Annotated in this window: 17 protein-coding genes; 9 read left to right on the forward strand and 8 right to left on the reverse strand. The window is 71.2% G+C overall.

What is annotated here, in order from left to right:
• Positions 1–357 precede the first annotated feature (357 nt).
• Positions 358–999 (reverse strand): DNA-3-methyladenine glycosylase, encoded by a 642-nt coding sequence (locus ACFVQG_RS38465; protein ID WP_383393330.1) that lies wholly within the window; start codon positions 997–999, stop codon positions 358–360.
• A 135-nt stretch (positions 1,000–1,134) separates the two neighbouring features.
• On the opposite strand from ACFVQG_RS38465, the gene ACFVQG_RS38470 reads away from it, so the two are divergent.
• The 3 genes from ACFVQG_RS38470 to ACFVQG_RS38480 all read left to right on the forward strand — a co-directional run bounded on the left by ACFVQG_RS38470 (position 1,135) and on the right by ACFVQG_RS38480 (position 3,203).
• Entirely contained in the window at positions 1,135–1,917 is a 783-nt protein-coding gene (locus ACFVQG_RS38470) for a sporulation protein (protein ID WP_383393333.1), read from the forward strand.
• 40 nt (positions 1,918–1,957) lie between these two features.
• Positions 1,958–2,497, forward strand: coding sequence for a YbhB/YbcL family Raf kinase inhibitor-like protein (locus ACFVQG_RS38475; protein WP_383393336.1), 540 nt, complete (start codon positions 1,958–1,960; stop codon positions 2,495–2,497).
• Between the two features lie 199 nt (positions 2,498–2,696).
• Positions 2,697–3,203 (forward strand): HNH endonuclease, encoded by a 507-nt coding sequence (locus ACFVQG_RS38480; RefSeq protein ID WP_383393339.1) that lies wholly within the window; start codon positions 2,697–2,699, stop codon positions 3,201–3,203.
• Between the two features lie 99 nt (positions 3,204–3,302).
• On the opposite strand, the gene ACFVQG_RS38485 is transcribed toward ACFVQG_RS38480, so the two are convergent.
• From ACFVQG_RS38485 to ACFVQG_RS38495, 3 genes are all read right to left on the reverse strand, one after another.
• Positions 3,303–4,247: an SPFH domain-containing protein gene (locus tag ACFVQG_RS38485; protein ID WP_383393341.1), complete on the reverse strand. Its 945-nt coding sequence runs from the start codon at positions 4,245–4,247 to the stop codon at positions 3,303–3,305.
• Positions 4,248–4,374: 127 nt separating this feature from the next.
• Positions 4,375–4,806, reverse strand: coding sequence for an NfeD family protein (locus ACFVQG_RS38490; protein WP_383393344.1), 432 nt, complete (start codon positions 4,804–4,806; stop codon positions 4,375–4,377).
• 98 nt (positions 4,807–4,904) lie between these two features.
• Positions 4,905–5,702 (reverse strand): ABC transporter ATP-binding protein, encoded by a 798-nt coding sequence (locus ACFVQG_RS38495; RefSeq protein WP_383393350.1) that lies wholly within the window; start codon positions 5,700–5,702, stop codon positions 4,905–4,907.
• Positions 5,703–5,853: 151 nt separating this feature from the next.
• Here ACFVQG_RS38495 and ACFVQG_RS38500 point away from each other — a divergent pair, with 151 nt between their 5' ends.
• Positions 5,854–6,639: a hypothetical protein gene (locus ACFVQG_RS38500; protein WP_383393353.1), complete on the forward strand. Its 786-nt coding sequence runs from the start codon at positions 5,854–5,856 to the stop codon at positions 6,637–6,639.
• Between the two features lie 122 nt (positions 6,640–6,761).
• On the opposite strand, the gene chpE is transcribed toward ACFVQG_RS38500, so the two are convergent.
• The 3 genes from chpE to ACFVQG_RS38515 form a co-directional block, all read right to left on the reverse strand.
• A complete protein-coding gene (gene chpE, locus ACFVQG_RS38505; protein WP_383393356.1) occupies positions 6,762–7,007 on the reverse strand; it encodes a chaplin ChpE in 246 nt (81 codons plus the stop codon).
• Between the two features lie 161 nt (positions 7,008–7,168).
• A complete protein-coding gene (locus ACFVQG_RS38510) occupies positions 7,169–7,810 on the reverse strand; it encodes a response regulator (RefSeq protein WP_383393359.1) in 642 nt (213 codons plus the stop codon).
• The gene (locus ACFVQG_RS38515; RefSeq protein ID WP_383393361.1) at positions 7,803–8,948 is read right to left on the reverse strand and encodes a GAF domain-containing sensor histidine kinase; all 1,146 of its coding nucleotides are present in this window, start codon (positions 8,946–8,948) and stop codon (positions 7,803–7,805) included. Before ACFVQG_RS38515 ends, ACFVQG_RS38510 begins: the two co-directional genes overlap by 8 nt.
• Positions 8,949–9,167: 219 nt before the next feature.
• Here ACFVQG_RS38515 and ACFVQG_RS38520 point away from each other — a divergent pair, with 219 nt between their 5' ends.
• From ACFVQG_RS38520 to ACFVQG_RS38530, 3 genes are all read left to right on the forward strand, one after another.
• Positions 9,168–9,866, forward strand: coding sequence for an SDR family NAD(P)-dependent oxidoreductase (locus ACFVQG_RS38520; RefSeq protein ID WP_383393364.1), 699 nt, complete (start codon positions 9,168–9,170; stop codon positions 9,864–9,866).
• Positions 9,863–10,960: an S-adenosylmethionine:tRNA ribosyltransferase-isomerase gene (locus tag ACFVQG_RS38525; protein WP_383393365.1), complete on the forward strand. Its 1,098-nt coding sequence runs from the start codon at positions 9,863–9,865 to the stop codon at positions 10,958–10,960. Before ACFVQG_RS38520 ends, ACFVQG_RS38525 begins: the two co-directional genes overlap by 4 nt.
• A gap of 357 nt (positions 10,961–11,317) precedes the next feature.
• A complete protein-coding gene (locus ACFVQG_RS38530) occupies positions 11,318–12,094 on the forward strand; it encodes a transglycosylase SLT domain-containing protein (protein WP_383393368.1) in 777 nt (258 codons plus the stop codon).
• Between the two features lie 84 nt (positions 12,095–12,178).
• Here the strand turns inward: ACFVQG_RS38530 and ACFVQG_RS38535 are convergent, their stop codons facing one another.
• Positions 12,179–14,704, reverse strand: a complete 2,526-nt coding sequence (locus tag ACFVQG_RS38535; RefSeq protein ID WP_383393371.1) for an FHA domain-containing protein — start codon at positions 14,702–14,704, stop codon at positions 12,179–12,181.
• Between the two features lie 228 nt (positions 14,705–14,932).
• Here ACFVQG_RS38535 and ACFVQG_RS38540 point away from each other — a divergent pair, with 228 nt between their 5' ends.
• Positions 14,933–16,642, forward strand: a complete 1,710-nt coding sequence (locus ACFVQG_RS38540; protein ID WP_383393374.1) for a streptophobe family protein — start codon at positions 14,933–14,935, stop codon at positions 16,640–16,642.
• A gap of 123 nt (positions 16,643–16,765) precedes the next feature.
• On the forward strand, positions 16,766–17,974 hold the full coding sequence (gene serB, locus ACFVQG_RS38545) for a phosphoserine phosphatase SerB (RefSeq protein WP_383393377.1): 1,209 nt from the start codon (positions 16,766–16,768) through the stop codon (positions 17,972–17,974).
• Positions 17,975–18,071: the final 97 nt, after the last annotated feature.

The raw sequence follows: 18,071 nt of genomic DNA on the forward strand, positions 1-18,071 counted from the left end.
CTCAAGGAACGGCCGCTTCCTTTGTACTCACCCTCTCGGGCTTTCCTCCGGGCGCTTCCCTTCGGTCTTGCGTTTCCGACTCTATCAGATCCTTTCCTCGACCTGACCCCCAGTCAGCGGGGTTCGTCTTGGGCTTTGGGGCTTTCGCCCGGCGGCCTTTCGACATTCACTACGTTAGCCGATTCCCCCGGCAACTCATAATCGAGTTCCGCGCTTGCCGAATTCAGACGTGCGGGCACGACGAATTCGCCCCGCGGAGGGGGTGACGTAGGTAGTGGGTTGGCCGCTTCCGGCTGCTGTCAGAGGCAGTACCCGTTCCAGCGGCTCGGGCTACATTACGGACCTGCAAGGGGCGCGTCAAGTTCGGCGGCGGCGGGGGACGTGGGCGCGGTACGGGCTCACTGTCGGGTCGTTGACGATCCAGAACCGCCAGGGGTGGACACCGCCGTCACCGGCCACGCCGGTCCGGGGGCCGTTGTGCACCTGGTCGGAGGGGACGGGGGTGCCGGAGAGGACGCTGAAGACAGCGTCCGGGCCCGCGCAGGCGTCCTCACCGTCGAGGGCGCGGTCCACGTCGAGGGCCGTGGCCAGGCGGGCCGGGCCCTTGGCCAGTTCCTTGTCATTGCGGGCCGAGAGTCGGCGGGTGTGGGCCAGCTCGGCGCCTTCCACGATCTCGCCCGCACGCAGGAGGACGGCGCTCGCGGTGCCCTCGGGGCCGCACACCAGGTTCATGCAGTGCCACATGCCGTAGGTGAAGTAGACGTACACATGACCGGGGGGACCGAACATCACGTCGTTGCGGGGCGTGCGGCCGCGATAGGCGTGGGAGCCCGGGTCGTTCTGGCCGTCGTAGGCCTCGACCTCTGTCAGGCGCAGGGCGATCGGACCGTCCGGGGTGCTGCGGACCAGGACGCGGCCGAGGAGGTCGGGGGCGACGTCCAGTACGGGCCGGTCGAAGAACGTCCTGGGGAGGGGCGTACGGTCGGGGGTCGCGATCATGCCGTCCGAGGGTAGTGGAGTCGGGTGGCATTACGGGGTGGTCAGCGGGCGTCCGCCTTGCCAGGGTGAGGGCGCGGAACCGGGCACGGCCGGATCGCGTTTGTAGGGATCAAGGGACTCTGGAGAGGGAGAGACATGGCGTTCAAGAAGCTGCTCGCGAGTCTGGGGGCCGGTGGGGCCTCGGTCGAGACGGTGCTCACCGAGGTCAACGTGGTGCCGGGTGGTGTGGTCCAGGGCGAGGTGCGGATCCAGGGCGGGTCCGTGAACCAGCAGATCGAGGGGCTCTCGGTCGGGCTTCAGGCCAAGGTCGAGGTCGAGGGTCAGGACACCGAGTACAAGCAGGACATCGAGTTCACGAAGGTGCGGCTGGGTGGGGCCTTCGAGCTCGAGGCGGGTGCCGTGCACGCGGTGCCGTTCGGTCTTGAGATCCCGTGGGAGACGCCGATCACGACGATCGACGGTCAGACGCTGCGCGGGATGGACATCGGTGTGACGACGGAGCTGGCGATCGCGCGGGCCGTCGACTCCTCCGACCTGGACCCGGTGAACGTGCATCCGCTGCCCGCGCAGAAGGCGATCCTGGACGCGTTCATCCAGCTGGGCTTCCGGTTCAAGAACGCGGACATGGAGCGCGGTCACATCCGGGGTACGCGCCAGAAGCTGCCGTTCTACCAGGAGATCGAGTTCCTGCCGCCGCAGCAGTACCGGGGGCTGAACCAGGTCGAGTTGAGCTTCGTGGCCGATGAGCAGGCCATGGACGTCGTACTGGAGATGGACAAGAAGCCGGGGCTGTTCAGCGAGGGCAGTGACACCTTCCGCTCGTTCCAGGTCGGGCTGCACGACTACCAGTCGACCGACTGGACGGCGTATCTGAACCAGTGGCTGTCCGAGGTCGGCTCCAAGCGGAACTGGTTCTAGGCTCGGAAGCCACGGAACGAACCGATCAGGAGGTACCGACGTGACCGAGCTGAAGAGGCGGCCACTCCCCCATGACTTCCATCCGCCCGTGCCGTCGTTCACGGTCGTGAGTGAGGATGTCGAGGAGGGTGCGGCCCTCAAGGACGCTCAGGTCTACGCGGCCGGTAACACCTCACCGCACCTGCGGTGGGAGGGCTTCCCGCCGGAGACCAAGAGCTTCGCGGTGACCTGCTACGACCCGGACGCCCCTACGGGCAGCGGGTTCTGGCACTGGGTGGTGTTCGACATCCCGGCCTCGGTGACGGAGTTGCCCGCGGGGGCGGGCAGCGGGAAGTTCGAGGGGCTGCCGGAGGGCGCCGTACAGGCTCGTAACGACTACGGGTCCCGGGACTTCGGGGGCGCCGCGCCGCCCGCGGGTGACGGGCCGCACCGGTACGTCTTCACCGTGTACGCGGTGGACCAGGAGAAGCTGGGGCCGGACGCGGACGCCAGTCCCGCCTTCGTCGGCTTCAATCTGCGGTTCCACGCGCTGGCGCGCGCCCAGCTGATCGGTGAGTACGAGGTGCCCGCCGAGGGCTGAGCGGTCCCGAGGGTTCACCGAACGTTTGCCCGCCTCTGGTCTTGGAAGTGATCAGGGGCGGGCATTTTTGTTGCCGGGGGTCGCGGGGGACACCCCCCGTGAGAGCAGCGGATATTGCGTTGTCCATCTCGGCGTGCCCGGCCAGAGTTGATCCCAGCCCGCCAGGGGGTGGGCCGGTGCGCACGGGAGGTGGGCTGGTATGCGGGACACGCTGGTACTGAACGCGAGCTTTGAGCCGTTGTCGACGGTGACGCTGAACCGAGCCGTCGTTCTGGTGCTTCAGGACAAGGCCGTCGTCGAGCAGGCCCACCCCGAACTGCGCATGCGTGGAGCCGAGGTCGACATACCGGCGCCCCGGGTGATCAGGTTGTGCAGGTATGTACGGGTGCCGTTCCGAAGACGAGCGCCGTGGTCGAGGCGGGGTGTGCTGGTGCGGGACCGGCACAGGTGCGCGTACTGCGGGCGCAGGGCGACGACCGTGGACCACGTGGTGCCGCGGTCGCACGGCGGGCAGGACACCTGGCTGAACACGGTGGCCTCGTGCGCGGAGGACAATCACCGCAAGGCCGACCGGACGCCGGAGCAGGCGGGGATGCCGTTGCTTCGGGAGCCGTTCGAGCCGACTCCCGCGGATGCGATGTTGCTGGCGCTTGCCTCGGAGGATCTGGCGGCGCTGCCCGAGTGGTTGGGGCGGTCGGCCGCGTAGCCCTCGCCGGGGGCCGGGTCGTTCCTTGTGTGCGGGTTCGTTGTGGCTTGTCGCGCAGTTCCCCGCGCCCCTTCGGGCACGGGGTGCTGGCGTCTGCTTCTAGTCGATGGACGGCTTCTCCCGGCGTTCCGTGCCCTGGCCGGGGACCTTGGGGGCCGAACCGCCGTTGTTCGGGGCGAAGTTGCCCATCGCGCCGGAGAGGCCCTTGAGGGCGTCGCCGATTTCGCTGGGGACGATCCAGAGCTTGTTGGCGTCGCCCTCAGCGATCTTGGGGAGCATCTGCAGGTACTGGTAGCTGAGGAGCTTCTGGTCCGGGTCGCCCGCGTGGATGGCCTCGAAGACGGTGCGGACGGCCTGGGCCTCGCCTTCCGCGCGCAGGGCGGCGGCCTTGGCCTCACCCTCGGCGCGCAGGATCTGGGACTGCTTCTCGCCCTCGGCGCGCAGGATCTCGGACTGGCGGACACCCTCGGCCTGGAGGATCGCGGCGCGCTTGTCGCGGTCGGCGCGCATCTGCTTCTCCATCGAGTCCTGGATGGAGGTGGGCGGTTCGATGGCCTTCAGCTCGACGCGGTTGACGCGGATGCCCCACTTGCCGGTGGCCTCGTCGAGGACGCCGCGCAGGGCCGCGTTGATCTCCTCGCGGGAGGTGAGGGTGCGCTCGAGGTCCATGCCGCCGATGATGTTGCGGAGGGTGGTGACCGTGAGCTGTTCGATCGCCTGGATGTAGCTGGCCACCTCGTAGGTCGCGGCGCGGGCGTCGGTGACCTGGTAGTAGATGACGGTGTCGATGTTCACGACCAGGTTGTCCTGGGTGATCACCGGCTGCGGCGGGAAGGGCACGACCTGTTCGCGCAGGTCGATGCGGTTGCGGATGGTGTCGATGAACGGGACGACGATGTTGAGGCCCGCGTTCAGCGTCCGCGTGTAGCGGCCGAAGCGCTCGACGATGGCGGCGCTGGCCTGTGGGATGACTTGGATCGTCTTGATCAGGGCGATGAAGACCAACACCACCAGGATGATCAAGACGATGATGACCGGTTCCATCGTCGGCTCCCCGTACCCTTCTCCGCCTCGGCGCTCTCGGCAGACCTATGGTTGCAGATCTTGTGGTTGTTGAAGATCTTGCTGGTCGAGTCTGACAGACCGTCGTGTGCCGTGGGGGATCTTCGGGTCACATGACGATTGCCGTTGCGCCTTCGATCTCCACGACGTCCACTTCCTCGCCCACTTCGAAGGTACGGGCGGTGTCGAGGGCGCGCGCGGACCAGACCTCACCGGCGAGCTTGATGCGGCCGCCGGAACCGTCCACGCGTTCCAGGACGACGGCCTGTCTGCCCTTCAGGGCGTCGACCCCGCTGGCGAATTGCGGGCGTTGGACGCGGTGCCGGTTGGCGATGGGGCGTACGACGGCGATGAGTGCCGTGGAGATGATGACGAAGACCAGGACCTGGAAGACGGCGTCGCCGCCGAAGATGCCCGCGGTCACGGACGCGGCGACAGCGCCCACCGCCAGCATGCCGAGTTCGGGCATCGCGGTGATCACGAGCCCGATGCCGAGCCCTGTCGCGCCGACCAGCCACCACACCCACGCGTCGATGTCCACATGGTCATGGTAGGACCACGGGTGCCGTGCGGACAGGGCGCAAGGGGGGTGTACGGCTGCTCGTGCCGCGAGTCGAAGGGGAGTTGTGCCTCGGAGGGTCAGGACAGCGGCAGGCCCTGGGCGGTCCAGCGGTCGCCGACCTGCTCGACGACGAGCGGGAGTCCGAAGCACAGGGAGAGGTTGCGGGAGGTCAGTTCCAGCTCCAGCGGGCCCGCGGCGAGGACCTTGCCCTGGCGGATCATCAGGACGTGGGTGAAGCCGGGGGCGATCTCCTCGACATGGTGGGTGACCATCAGCATCGAGGGGGCGATCGGGTCGCGGGCGAGGCGGCCGAGACGGCGTACGAGGTCCTCGCGGCCGCCGAGGTCGAGGCCCGCGGCGGGCTCGTCGAGGAGCAGCAGCTCGGGGTCGGTCATCAGGGCGCGGGCGATGAGGGTGCGCTTGCGCTCGCCCTCGGAGAGGGTGCCGAACTTACGGTCGAGGTAGTCGGACATGCCGAGCCGGTCGAGGAAGGCGCGGGCGCGCTGCTCGTCGACCTCCTCGTACTCCTCCTGCCAGGCGGCGGTCATGCCGTACGCCGCGGTCAGCACGGTCTGGAGGACGGTCTGGCCCTTGGGGAGCTTCTCGGACATGGCGATGCCCGCCACGCCGATGCGGGGGCGCAGCTCGAAGACGTCGGTGCCGGGCTTGCCGAGGGTCTCGCCGAGGATGGTGGCGGTGCCCTTGCTCGGGTAGAGGTAGCTGGACGCGACGTTGAGGAGGGTGGTCTTGCCAGCGCCGTTCGGGCCGAGGATGACCCAGCGCTCGCCTTCCTTGACCGACCAGGAGACCTGGTCCACCAGAGCCCGGCCCTCGCGGACCACGGATACGTCCTGAAGCTCCAGAACATCGCTCATGAGCGCGTTGTCTCCCCTTGCAGTGTGGCCGGTCTCGGCTGTCGCGTTCGCCTGTGGCTCGGTCCGCCGCGCCGGTGGGCGCAGCCCTCAAGGAAATCTACGCCACCGGTCGCCCGCTCCATTCCATCGGTCCGGTACTTAGGCTGGGGACATGCTCTCTGAACCACGTTCTGGACGCCTCGCCGCTTGGGGAAACGCCCTGCTTGCCGGACTTGTCTCGCCGGATGACGCCGTGCTCGCCATCGTCGGTGAGGACGCGGTGCACCGGGTGGAGGGGTTGCCGGGCGAGTCCGGGCCGGTGGGGCTCACGCTGGCGCTGGGGCGGCTGCGGGCGCTCCGGGTGAACGGGCTGCGGGTCGCGCTGCCCGCGCCGGGGCATCCGCTGGGGCTGAGCGGGCCGCCGGAGTTCAACGCGCGGGCGCTGGACGCCGAGGAGGCGGTGATCTGCTACGGCGCCGGGTTCGGGTTGGTGCCGGAGGTGTCCGAGGCCGGGCCCGCGGGTGATGTGCACGCCGAGGTGCTCTGGCACTGTCTGGCGGTGCGGGAGGCGCCGCCCGCGGATGTGCCGTCCCTGGGTGAGGCGGAGCGGGAGCTGGCGGAGGCGCTGCGGGACGCGACCGAGGTGTTGTCGCGGCTGGACGTGGCGGCGTCGGGGCCGGTGGCGGAGGCGGCGATCGACGCGTACCGGGCGCGGGCCGAGCGGGGGCGGGAGGTGCTGGCGCCGGGGTATCCGGGGCGGGCGGTGCGGGTGCTGGAGCTGGCGCAGCGGGTGGGGGTGCTGATCTCCGTGGCGTATGCGAACGGGCACGGGGGTGCGGTGAGCGCGTCCGAGATGGCGGCACGGGCGCAGGCCTTGCGGCCGGTGGAACGGACGGCTCGGCGGGCGCAGGTCGCGGCGTACAACTCCGCTGTGGAGGAGCGGGAGCGGGGGTTGTGAGGCTGCGCCTCGCCGGTGGGTGAGGTGCTGGGGGGACCGCCCCCAGACCCCCGGGTCGGCCTCGGACGCCGGACGGGCTGATGGGCACCGGGCCCGACAACCGGAGGTCTGGGTGCGTCGGGTCAGCGGTTGACGCCGAGGTTGCCGAAGGCCGGGTTCAGGATGCCGACGACGTTGATGCTGTTGCCGACCGCGTTCACCGGGATGTGCACCGGGGCCTGGGTGACGTTGCCCGAGAGGACGCCCGGCGAGCCTTCGGCCTTGCCGTGGGCCATCGAGCCGTCGGTGGCGGAGGCCATGCCTGCGCCCGCGGCCACCAGGCCACCGGCCACCATCGTCACGGCCGCTGCCTTCTTCAGGTTCTTCACGCTTCTTGAGCCCTCCTGTGCGATCGCCGCGGCGGGGCGCCGCGGCACGCACTGGAGAACGGCGGAGCGTGACGAAGGATGCGCCATCCGGGGGACATTCCCACGACGGTATGAATCTCAGTCCGGAGCGGAACCCTCCGTATTGCCGTAAGGGCCTCTTGTCAGCCTGTCACTCCGTGGCGTACGGCCCACAGGGCCGCCTGGGTGCGGTCGGCGAGGTCCAGCTTCATCAGGATGTTGGAGACGTGGGTCTTGACCGTCTTCTCGGACAGGACGAGGGCGCGGGCGATCTCGCGGTTGGAGCGGCCGTCGGCTATCAGGCCGAGCACCTCGCGCTCGCGGTCGGTGAGGGTGCCGCCCCGGCCCTGGCCGGTGCCCGCCTCCTCCTGGGAGAGCAGGGCGGTGGCCACCTCCGGCTGGAGCAGGATGTGACCGGCGTGCACGGAGCGGATGGCTCCGGCGAGGGCGTCGGGGTCCACGTCCTTGTAGACGTAGCCCGCGGCGCCCGCGCGCAGGGCCGGGACGACCGTGCGCTGCTCGGTGAAGCTGGTGACGATGAGCACGCGCGCGGTGTTGTCGAGTTCGCGGAGCTTGCGCAGCGCCTCGACGCCGTCCATGCCCGGCATCTTGATGTCCATCAGGACGACGTCGGGACGCAGTTGCTCGGCGAGGTCGACTCCCTCGGAGCCGTCGGCGGCCTCGCCGACGACCTCGATGTCGTCCTGCACTTCGAGGAAGGTGCGCAGGCCCCGGCGGACCACCTGATGGTCGTCGACGAGCAGGACCTTGATCGGATCAGCCACCGGGGACCTCCATCTCGATCGTGGTGCCCTTTCCGGGCGCCGATTCCACGGTCAGCCTGCCGCCGACACCGCTCGCCCGGTCCCGCATGGAGACCAGGCCCAGATGGCGTCCGGCGTGCCGGACGGCCTGGGTGTCGAAGCCGCCGCCGTCGTCGGTGACGCGCAGGACGGCTCCGCTGCCGTGCCGTCCCAGGGTCACGTCGACGTGTGCGGCGCCGGAGTGCCGCAGGGCGTTGTGCAGGGCTTCCTGGGCGACGCGCAGGACGGCCTCCTCCTGGGCGGCGGGCAGGGCGCGCACGCCGCGGGCGGTGAAGGTCACGCGGGCGTTGTGGGCGCGGTCCAGGACCTGGGTCTGGGTGCGGAGGGTGGCGACGAGGCCGTCCTCGTCGAGGGCGGCGGGGCGCAACTCCACGACGGCGGCGCGCAGTTCGTCGGCCGCTTCGGCGGCGAGGGTGGCGACCTGGTGCAGCTCGCCCTTGGCGCGGGCCGGGTCGCGGTCGACGAGGCGGGCGGCGGCCTGGGCGGTGAGGCGCAGTGAGAAGAGTTTCTGGCTGACGGCGTCGTGCAGTTCGTGGGCGAGGCGGGAGCGTTCCTCGGCGATGGTCAGCTCGCGGCTGCGCTCGTAGAGGCGGGCGTTGGTCAGGGCGATGGCGGCGTGCTGGGCGAGGATGGCGAGCAGTTCCTCGTCGTCCTGGGTGAAGCCGCAGCCGCCGTCCGGTTTGGCGCAGTTCTTGTTGGCGAGGTAGAGCGCACCGATGATCTCGTCGCCGTCGCGGATGGGCAGGCCGATGAAGTCGGCCAGCTCGGGGTGGGCGGCGGGCCAGCCCTCGAAGCGGGGGTCCTTGCGGACGTCGGCGAGCCGCTCGGGCCGGGCCTCGTGGAGCATCGCGGCGAGGATGCCGTGCTGGCGCGGGAGCGGGCCGATGGCCTTCCACTGCTCGTCGCTGACGCCGTCGACGACGAACTGGGCGAAGCCGCCGTGGTCGTCGGGGACGCCGAGGGCGGCGTACTGGGCGTCGAGCAGCTCGCGGGCCGAGGCGACGATCGTCTTCAGGACGTCGTGCACCTCCAGGTGCCTGCTCATGGCCAGCAGCGCGGAACTGATCGCCGCCAGGCCGGACCGGGGGCCTTGACTCATGTCCTCACGGTACCGGCGGGGTGTGACAGCGCGGATCGGGCCGGGGACGGCGGGTGCCTAGGCCGGGGGGACTAGGGCGTGGGTCCCGGACCTGCGGCGTAGGCAGAAGGGTCCTGGTGGGTTGGGGCCCGCGACCGAGGTGGGGTGGAGGGGGCGGTTCCTAGGTTGAGGAGCACGCGGCACGTCGACGGGACGGCGCCGGGTGCTGGAGGGACTGTCATGCCGGTAGCGATCATCACGGGGGCCTCGAAGGGGCTGGGGCGGGCGCTGGCCGAGGCGCTGGCCGCGCGGGGCTGGGATCTGGCGCTGGACGCCAGGGGCGCGGGGGCGCTCAAGGAGACGGCGGCGGCGCTCACGGAGTACGGCGTGCGCGTGGAGGCGGTGCCCGGCGATGTGACGGACGCGGCGCACCGGTCCTGGCTGCTGGCGGCGGCCAGGGAGCTGGGCGGGGCCGATCTGCTGGTGCACAACGCCAGCGCGCTGGGGGCCGAGCCGCTGGTGCCGCTGGCCGGGCTGCCGCTGGAAGGGCTGCGGCGGGCGCTGGAGGTGAACGTGGTGGCGGCGCTGGGGCTGGTCCAGGAGGCGCTGCCGCTGCTGCGCCGGTCGGGGTCCGGGGCGGTGGTCGCGGTCAGCTCGGACGCGGCGGCGGAGGCGTACGGGACGTGGGGCGGCTACGGCGCGTCGAAGGCGGCGCTGGACCAGTTGGCGGCGGTGCTCGGGGTGGAGGAGCCGGGGCTGCGGGTGTGGGCGGTGGACCCCGGGGACATGGCCACCGACCTGTACGCGGCGGCCGTACCGGACGACGACGGTCCGCGGCCCGACCCGGCGAGTGTGGTGCCGGGCTTCCTGCGGCTGCTGGACGAGCGTCCGGCGAGCGGCCGGTACCGCGCGCCGGCGCTGCTGGAGGGGGCTCGATGACGCTGGCCGTCCGGGTGCCGGAGGAGTTGTCGGCGCGGGTCCCGGCCGAGCAGCGCGGGACGGGGCTGGACCGGGACGCCGTACGGCTGCTGGTGTCCCGGGGGACGGCGGTGTCGCATCACACGTTCCGGGAGCTGCCGCGGCTGCTGCGGGCCGGGGACCTGCTGGTGGTGAACACCTCGGCCACGCTGGCCGCGGCGGTGGACGGGCGGATCGGGTACGCGCGCGTGGTGGTGCACTTCTCCACCCGTGGGGACGACGGGCGGTGGGCGGTCGAGCTGCGGGATCCGGACGGCAGGGGCACCACACGCGCGCGTGCGGGTGGGCCCGCGGGGGTGGAGGTGGGGTTGCCCGGGGGCGTGCGGCTGGTGCTGGAGGAGCCGCTGAGTGCGCGGGGGGACCGGTTGTGGTGGGCGCGGGTGTCCGTGCCGGACGTGCTCGGGGTGCTGCGGGCGCACGGGCGGCCGATCCGGTACTCCTACACCGCGCGGGACCAGCCGCTGTCGGCGTACCAGACGGTGTTCGCGCTGCCCGGCGCCGATGGGGCGGGCAGCGCGGAGATGCCGAGCGCGGCGCGGCCCTTCACGGCGCGGCTGGTGGCGGAGCTGGTGAGCCGGGGGGTGCAGTTCGCGCCGGTGGCGCTGCACACCGGGGTGGCGTCGGCGGAGGCGCATGAGCCGCCGTATCCGGAGCGGTTCGCGGTGCCGGAGGCGTCGGCGCGGCTGATCAATGCCGTGCGGGCGGGTGACGGACGGGTGATCGCTGTGGGGACGACGGCGGTGCGGGCGGTGGAGTCGGCCGCGGGGGCGGACGGGGTGGTCCGGCGGGCCGCCGGGTGGACGGACCTGGTGGTGACTCCGGAGCGGGGGGTGCGGGCGGTGGACGGGCTGCTGACCGGGCTGCACGAACCGGAGGCCTCGCACCTGCTGATGCTGGAGGCGGTGGCGGGCCGGGCGGCGGTCCGCGTCGGGTACGAGGAGGCGCTGCGGGGGCGGTATCTGTGGCATGAGTTCGGGGACCTGCATCTCGTCCTCCCGGACGCCCTGGACGCCCTGGACGCCCCGCACTCCTCGGACGCCCCGGACCCTTCCTGACGCAACGAGGGGCCTCACGCAGAGCGTTGCGTGAGCAACCGACAGTGAGAGAGCTGTGCGCCCGATGTGAGCCCCCACATAGGGCGCAGGTCACGTACGAAGGCGCGTAGGAGATACGGGGCCCCTCACTAGCGGGACATTGGCCCAATTTGCCCCGTTTTTCCGTTCGCTGATCCACTACCCGGGATCGTACGTCACACCTTTGCCACGCATTTTTGCGGCCGCTAAGAATGGCTGCCGTCGCTCAGCGCCGCGGGTTGTCGCCCGCGGCGTTCGTGCGGGAAGGGCCCGTGTCCCCCGGGCCGGTGTCCCCGCTGCTCCGCGAGCGACCTCCGCGCTATTCGAAGAGGTCCACCCTTGAAGCCCAAGAACATTTCCGTCCGTGGCCGAAGTCTCGCCCTGACCACCCGCAACAAGATCGCGGTCGGCGGTGTCGCCGTCGTCGGCGCCGCCGCTGTCGCCCTCTCCGCGGTCCCCAGCAACGCGGGTACGACCACGACGACCGAGGCCGCTGCCCCGGCCCCGGTGGTGTTCGGCACCGAGCAGGTGAAGGACGTCAGGACGAGCGTCACCGACCAGCTCGCGAGCGCCAGCCTGAAGGTGGAGGCGATCGAGGCCCGGCAGCAGGCCGCCGCCGAAGCCGCCGCCAAGGCCACCGCCGCGAAGAAGGCGGCCGTCGAGGCCGCCGCGAAGAAGAAGGCCGCAGCCGAAGCCGCGGCGAAGAAGAAGGCCGAGCTGGCCCGCCAGGCCAAGGAGGCGGCCAGCCGGGCCGCCGAGCGCGCCGGGGTCAAGAAGGCCACCGTGAAGAAGTACGCCAACAACCTCGACGGCTGGATCCGCGAGTCCCTGGACATCATGAAGTCCAAGGACATCCCCGGCACCTACCACGGTCTGCACCGCAACATCCTGCGCGAGTCCTCGGGCAACCCGAAGGCCATCAACGACTGGGACATCAACGCCATCAACGGCGTCCCGTCGAAGGGCCTGCTCCAGGTGATTCCGCCGACCTTCCAGGCGTACCACGTGCCCGGGACGTCGTGGAACATCTACGACCCGGTCGCCAACATCACCGCCGCCGCCAACTACGCGGCCGACCGGTACGGCTCGATCGACAACGTGTTCGGCGCGTACTGAGGCCGCGCGGACCTCGGCTCGCGTGCGCCGAAGGGCGGCACCCTCCTGACGGGGTGCCGCCCTTCGGCGTCGTGAGGGACCTGCTTACTTGCGCATGACCTCCGGCTCGTGGCGGCGCAGGAAGCGGGCCACGAGGACGCCGCAGAGCACGGCGAGCGCCAGCAGGGCGGCCATGTTCAGGCCCCAGGCGCCGACGGTGTGCTCCCACAGCGGGTCCGTGTTCGACGGATCGTCCTGGTCCGGGAAGATCTTGTTGAAGTCGAGCGTGGCCCCGGCCGCGGCGACCGCCCAGCGGGACGGGAACAGGTACGACAGCTGGTTGACGCCGATCGCGCCGTTCAGGATGAGCAGACAGCCCGTGAAGGGCAGCTGCGCGACGGCGAACATCACCAGCAGCGGCATGGTCTTCTCGGCCGTCTTCACCAGCGCGGAGATGACCAGGCCGAACATCATCGAGGCGAAGCCCAGCATCATGATCGGCAGGGACAGCTCGACCATCACCGCGCCGCCGAGGACGAGGCCCTCCTCGGGGATTTCCCGGGTGACGAAGCCGATCGCGCCGATCAGCGCGCCCTGGAGCATGGTGATGGCGCCGAGCACGATCACCTTGGACATCAGATAGGCGGAACGGGACAGGCCGGTGGCGCGCTCCCGTTCGTAGATGACGCGTTCCTTGATCAGTTCTCGTACGGAGTTGGCCGCTCCGGCGAAGCAGGCGCCGACCGCGAGGATCAGCAGCACCGTGGTCGCGGTGCCGTTCGGGACGATCCTGCCCTGCGCGTTCGCGCCGTTGGGCAGCAGTCCCTTGTCCGGGTCGATGAGCAGGCTCACCGCGCCGAGCACGGCGGGCAGCGCCACCGACAGCGCGATGAAGCCCTTGTCGGACGCGATCACCGACACGTAGCGCCGGATCAGGGTCCACAGCTGCGAGCCCCAGCCCTGCGGCTTCGGCGGGCGGATCGCCTGCATCGACGGCATCTGTACGGCCTGTGGCGCGACGGCGTCGATGTCAGCGGCGTACATCTGGTAGTGCTGCGAGCCCTTCCAGCGGCCCGCCCAGTCGTAGTCGCGGTAGTTCTCGAAGGCGGAGAAGACATCGGCCCAGCTGTCGTAGCCGAAGAAGTTCAGCGCCTCCTCGGGCGGGCCGAAGTAGGCGACCGAGCCGCCCGGCGCCATCACCAGGAGCTTGTCGCACAGGGCCAGCTCCGCCACCGAGTGGGTGACGACGAGGACGGTGCGGCCGTCGTCGGCGAGACCGCGCAGCAACTGCATGACATCGCGGTCCATGCCCGGGTCGAGGCCGGACGTCGGCTCGTCCAGGAAGATCAGCGACGGCTTGGTGAGCAGCTCGAGCGCGACCGAGACACGCTTGCGCTGGCCGCCCGACAGGGACGTGACCCTCTTGTCTTTGTGGATGTCGAGCTTCAGCTCGCGCAGCACCTCGTCGATGCGGGCCGCGCGCTCGGCGGCGGTGGTGTCCGCCGGGAAGCGCAGCTTGGCCGCGTACGTCAGGGCCTTCTTGACGGTCAGTTCCTTGTGCAGGATGTCGTCCTGCGGGACCAGGCCGATGCGCTGGCGCAGCTCGGCGAACTGCTTGTACAGGTTCCGGTTGTCGTACAGCACCTCGCCCTCGTTGGCCGGGCGGTAGCCGGTCAGCGCCTTGAGCAGGGTCGACTTGCCGGATCCGGACGGGCCGATGACCGCGATCAGCGACTTCTCCGGGACGCCGAAGGAGACGTCCTTGAGGATCTGCTTGCCGCCGTCGACCGTGACGGTCAGATGGCGGGCGGAGAAGGACACCTCACCGGTGTCGACGAACTCCTCGAGCCGGTCGCCGACGATCCGGAACGTCGAGTGGCCGACGCCGACGATGTCGGTCGGGCCGAGCAGCTGCGCGCCGCCCTTGGCGATCGGCTGACCGTTGACGTACGTGCCGTTGTGCGAGCCCAGGTCGCGGATCTCGAAGCGGCCGTCGGGCGTCGCGTGGAACTCGGCGTGGTTGCGGGAGACCTGGAGGTCGGAGACCACGAGGTCGTTCTCCAGCGCACGACCGATGCGCATCACGCGGCCCAGCGAGAACTGGTGGAACGTGGTCGGGCTGCGATCGCCGTACACCGGTGGTGCCCCCGCCGCACCACCGAGGCCCTGCTGCTGCGGGATCTGCGGCGCGCCCTGCCGCGGCGGCTGCCAGCCCTGCGCGGGCGGCTGCTGCGGCTGCTGCTGGGGCGGCGCCTGCTGCCCGGCCCAGCCGGGGTTCGCGCCCTGCGCCGCGTACGGCTGCTGCTGCGGCTGGGCGACGGCCGCGGCGGCACCGGACAGGCCCACCTGCGGCCCGTCGGTCGCGTTGCCCAGGTGCAGCGCCGTGCCCGGGCCGATCTCCAGCTGATGGATCCGCTGGCCCTGCACGAACGTGCCGTTGGTGCTGCCATGGTCCTCGATGACCCAACTACGGCCGTTGAAGCTGACCGTGGCGTGCCGCCAGGAGACCCTGGCGTCGTCGAACACGACGTCTCCCTGCGGATCGCGTCCGAGCGTGTAGGACCTGGACGGGTCGAGCGTCCACGTCCGTCCATTAGATTCCAGTACGAGTTCCGGCACTCCATGCCCCACTGAGTTGTCCCCCGAGTTACCCCCATCACAGGGAGTCTAGGGATGTCGAACATCGGGGGGAACTATTTCAGTAGCGGCCCCCTGACCGAAAGTCGGGCCTTGTGAAGACTGTCGACGGGCCCTTCGATTGGTCCCGTCGACGGGGTTGAAACCCGCTCGGAAAGTGGTAATCCCACCCGAGGGGGACAGGCGCGGCGGCCGTGCCGCGCCGCGGATCGGGGGGTCTGCATGAGCGACCAGCGTCACTACCGTTCCAGGTTGCCGTGGGTCGACATCCTGCTGTCCGCGATCGCCTCGGTGAGCTGGGCGTTGATCGGGATGGCGGGGGTGGCGGCGCTCGGTCTGCGGCTGCTGGAGGCGGACTCGGCCGGTTCGCTCGGCCCGATGACCGCGGCGGTCGTGGCGCTCGGGGCGGGTGGTTCGGTCACGCCGTCCGGCGACGTGTCCGCCTTCGGCCTGGAGGGCGCCGAGGCGACGACGGCCATCGACATCACGCCACTGGGCGTGAGTCTGACCGGCGCGCTCCTTTTGTCCTGGTTCTTTCTACGATCCCTGCGGGCGGCCGGAGTTGTGGTCTCCCCCGCCGAACTCCTCGCGCGCGCGGGCGCGGTGATCGCCCTCTTCACCGCGACGCTGGGCGGGCTGACGTGGGCGGGCCACGACGTCATCACCATCGACGGCGGCGCGCTCGGGCTAGACGACCTGCCCGGCGGCGCGGGCTCGGGGGGCCTCGAGATCCCCGGGCTCGGTGACGTCGGGGACATCGGCGGGCTGCTGCCCGACCGGGTCGGTGACCTCGTCGACGCGGAGGCGGCGGTCGGGTTCAGCGTCGACACGGCGCCGACGCTGCTGGGCGGCGCCGCGTGGGTCGCCGGGGTGCTGCTGATCGCACTGCTGGCCTCCCGCCGTACTCCCCTGCCGCCCGGCTGGGACGCCGTGCACCGGGTGGTACGGCCCGCTGCCTCAGCGCTGCTCTCGGTGCTGCTGGTGGCGGTGGCGGCCGGGCTCGCGGCGGCCGGGTACGCGGCGATCGGCGACGACCATCCCCGGCGCATCGGGGGCGCGGCGCTGCTCGGCGCGCCGAACGGGGTGTGGCTCGGGGTGCCGCTCGGGCTGTTCGTGCCGTGGGACGGGGAGGCGTCCGGTGCGATGACCCGGTTCCTGCCCGACCCGCTGGACGATCTCCTCGTCGACAGCGACCAGCCCGTGACCCTCGGCAGGCTGGCGGAGCTGGACGAGCGGGTGTGGCTGCTGGGGGTGGCGGCGGCCCTGATGATGCTGCTGGCGGGGGTGCTCACGGCGGTGCGGACGCCGGTGGGCGGGACGGTGGGGACGCCGGAGGGCGGGGGTGCCCGCGCGGGTGGGGGCGCCCTCGGTTTCGCCGGGCGGTGCGCGCTGCGGCTCGGGGTCGCCACCGCGCTGACGCTGCCGCTGCTGGCCTGGCTCACCGAGGTGTCCGTGGACGCCTCGTTGGCGGTGCTGGGCATCGACGCCTTCGGCGCCGCGGTGGAGTTGCGGGGGCACCTCGGCATGGCGCTGCTCCTCGGCGCGGTGTGGGGCGCGGCGGCGGGCGCGGCCGGGGCGCTGCTGGCGCGGGCGAGCGGGGCGGCGGGGCGGCGGGTGGCGCCGCTGGCACTGGGTGACGTGGGCGGCGGGGGGCCCGTGGGGGGCGCCGAAGGGGCGTCGGCCGGGCCCTATGCGCCCGGCAGGCCGTACCGGCCGCCCAACCCGGCGACCAATCCGTATCTGCGGCTGCCGGAGGAGTTGCGGGAGCCGCGGGACGCTCCCCGGCCGCGACGGAGGGAGGCGCCGAGCGGCGATGTGTACGGCGCCCAGACCATGACCGGTCCCTTCGAACCGCCCCGGAGGTCACCGCGGCGGCCTCCGACCTCGCCGGAGGAGGGGCCGCCGCCACCGCCGGGCGCGCCCGGGAGGTGAGGGCGCGCGCCGGTGTGGCCGGTGTGTCAGGCTTGGGTCACCTGCACGACACCCACTGTTCCGTGTCCGCTGGGCGGACCTCGGAGGCAGAAGGCACTGGGTGCCGGATACGGTGGAATCACCATGAGCGCTTCGCAGACCTCTGACGCCCCCACCCTCCTTGTCAAGATCTACGGCAAGGACCGGCCGGGCATCACGGCCGGACTCTTCGACACCCTCGCCGCCTACTCCGTCGACGTGGTCGACATCGAGCAGGTCGTCACCCGCGGCCGGATGGTGCTGTGCGCTCTGGTGACGCATCCGGCCCACGGTCTGGAGGGCGACCTGCGCGCGACCGTCCACGGCTGGGCGGAGTCGATGCGGATGCAGGCCGAGATCGTCTCCGGCCATGGCGACAACCGGCCGCGTGGGCTCGGCCGTTCCCTGGTCACGGTGCTCGGGCATCCGCTCACGGCGGAGGCGACGGCCGCGGTGGCGGCGCGGATCACCAAGGTCGGCGGCAACATCGACCGTATCTTCCGGCTCGCCAAGTACCCGGTGACGGCGGTGGAGTTCGCGGTGTCCGGGGTGGAGACCGCGCCGCTGCGCACCACCCTGGTCACGGACGCGGCGGCGCTCGGCGTGGATGTCGCGGTGGTCGCGGCGGGCCTGCACCGGCGGGCGCAGCGCCTGGTCGTGATGGACGTGGACTCGACCCTCATCCAGGACGAGGTGATCGAGCTGTTCGCGGCGCACGCCGGGTGCGAGGCCGAGGTCGCCGAGGTGACCGCGGCGGCGATGCGCGGGGAACTGGACTTCGAACAGTCGCTGCACGCGCGTGTGGCGCTGCTCAAGGGGCTGGACGCCTCGGTGGTGGAGAAGGTGCGCAGCGACGTGCGGCTGACGCCGGGAGCGCGCACGCTGATCCGCACGCTGAAACGACTCGGCTACCAGGTGGGGGTCGTCTCGGGCGGCTTCACCCAGGTCACGGACGACCTGCGGGAGCGGCTGGGGCTGGACTTCGCCCAGGCCAACACGCTGGAGATCGTCGACGGGAAGCTGACGGGCCGGGTCACCGGGGAGATCGTGGACCGGGCGGGCAAGGCGCGGCTGCTGCGCCGGTTCGCCGCGGAGGCGGGCGTACCGCTGGCCCAGACGGTGGCCATCGGGGACGGCGCCAATGACCTGGACATGCTGAACGCGGCCGGGCTCGGGGTCGCCTTCAACGCGAAGCCGGTGGTGCGCGAGGCGGCGCACACGGCGGTGAACGTGCCGTTCCTGGACACCGTGCTCTATCTGCTGGGTGTGACCCGGGAAGAGGTCGAGGCGGCGGACGCGCACGAGGAGAACTAGGGCCAATGCCGTTGTTTTAGCCTGCGGGCGTACGCTGCTGCGTAGTGCTTCCCGGGGGTGGTGCGGGTGTCTGCGGATATCGGCGAGTTATCGGGGC

The organism is Streptomyces sp. NPDC057877 (assembly GCF_042796855.1).
Classification (GTDB): domain Bacteria; phylum Actinomycetota; class Actinomycetes; order Streptomycetales; family Streptomycetaceae; genus Streptomyces.

Excerpts from the sequence above, each read along its gene's own strand:
- ACFVQG_RS38465 (WP_383393330.1), bottom strand. The coding sequence starts at position 999 with ATGATCGCGACCCCCGACCGTACGCCCCTCCCCAGGACGTTCTTCGAC.
- ACFVQG_RS38470 (WP_383393333.1), top strand. The coding sequence starts at position 1,135 with ATGGCGTTCAAGAAGCTGCTCGCGAGTCTGGGGGCCGGTGGGGCCTCG.
- ACFVQG_RS38480 (WP_383393339.1), top strand. The coding sequence starts at position 2,697 with ATGCGGGACACGCTGGTACTGAACGCGAGCTTTGAGCCGTTGTCGACG.
- ACFVQG_RS38485 (WP_383393341.1), bottom strand. The coding sequence starts at position 4,247 with ATGGAACCGGTCATCATCGTCTTGATCATCCTGGTGGTGTTGGTCTTC.
- ACFVQG_RS38495 (WP_383393350.1), bottom strand. The coding sequence starts at position 5,702 with ATGAGCGATGTTCTGGAGCTTCAGGACGTATCCGTGGTCCGCGAGGGC.
- ACFVQG_RS38500 (WP_383393353.1), top strand. The coding sequence starts at position 5,854 with ATGCTCTCTGAACCACGTTCTGGACGCCTCGCCGCTTGGGGAAACGCC.
- ACFVQG_RS38515 (WP_383393361.1), bottom strand. The coding sequence starts at position 8,948 with ATGAGTCAAGGCCCCCGGTCCGGCCTGGCGGCGATCAGTTCCGCGCTG.
- ACFVQG_RS38520 (WP_383393364.1), top strand. The coding sequence starts at position 9,168 with ATGCCGGTAGCGATCATCACGGGGGCCTCGAAGGGGCTGGGGCGGGCG.
- ACFVQG_RS38525 (WP_383393365.1), top strand. The coding sequence starts at position 9,863 with ATGACGCTGGCCGTCCGGGTGCCGGAGGAGTTGTCGGCGCGGGTCCCG.
- ACFVQG_RS38540 (WP_383393374.1), top strand. The coding sequence starts at position 14,933 with ATGAGCGACCAGCGTCACTACCGTTCCAGGTTGCCGTGGGTCGACATC.
- serB (WP_383393377.1), top strand. The coding sequence starts at position 16,766 with ATGAGCGCTTCGCAGACCTCTGACGCCCCCACCCTCCTTGTCAAGATC.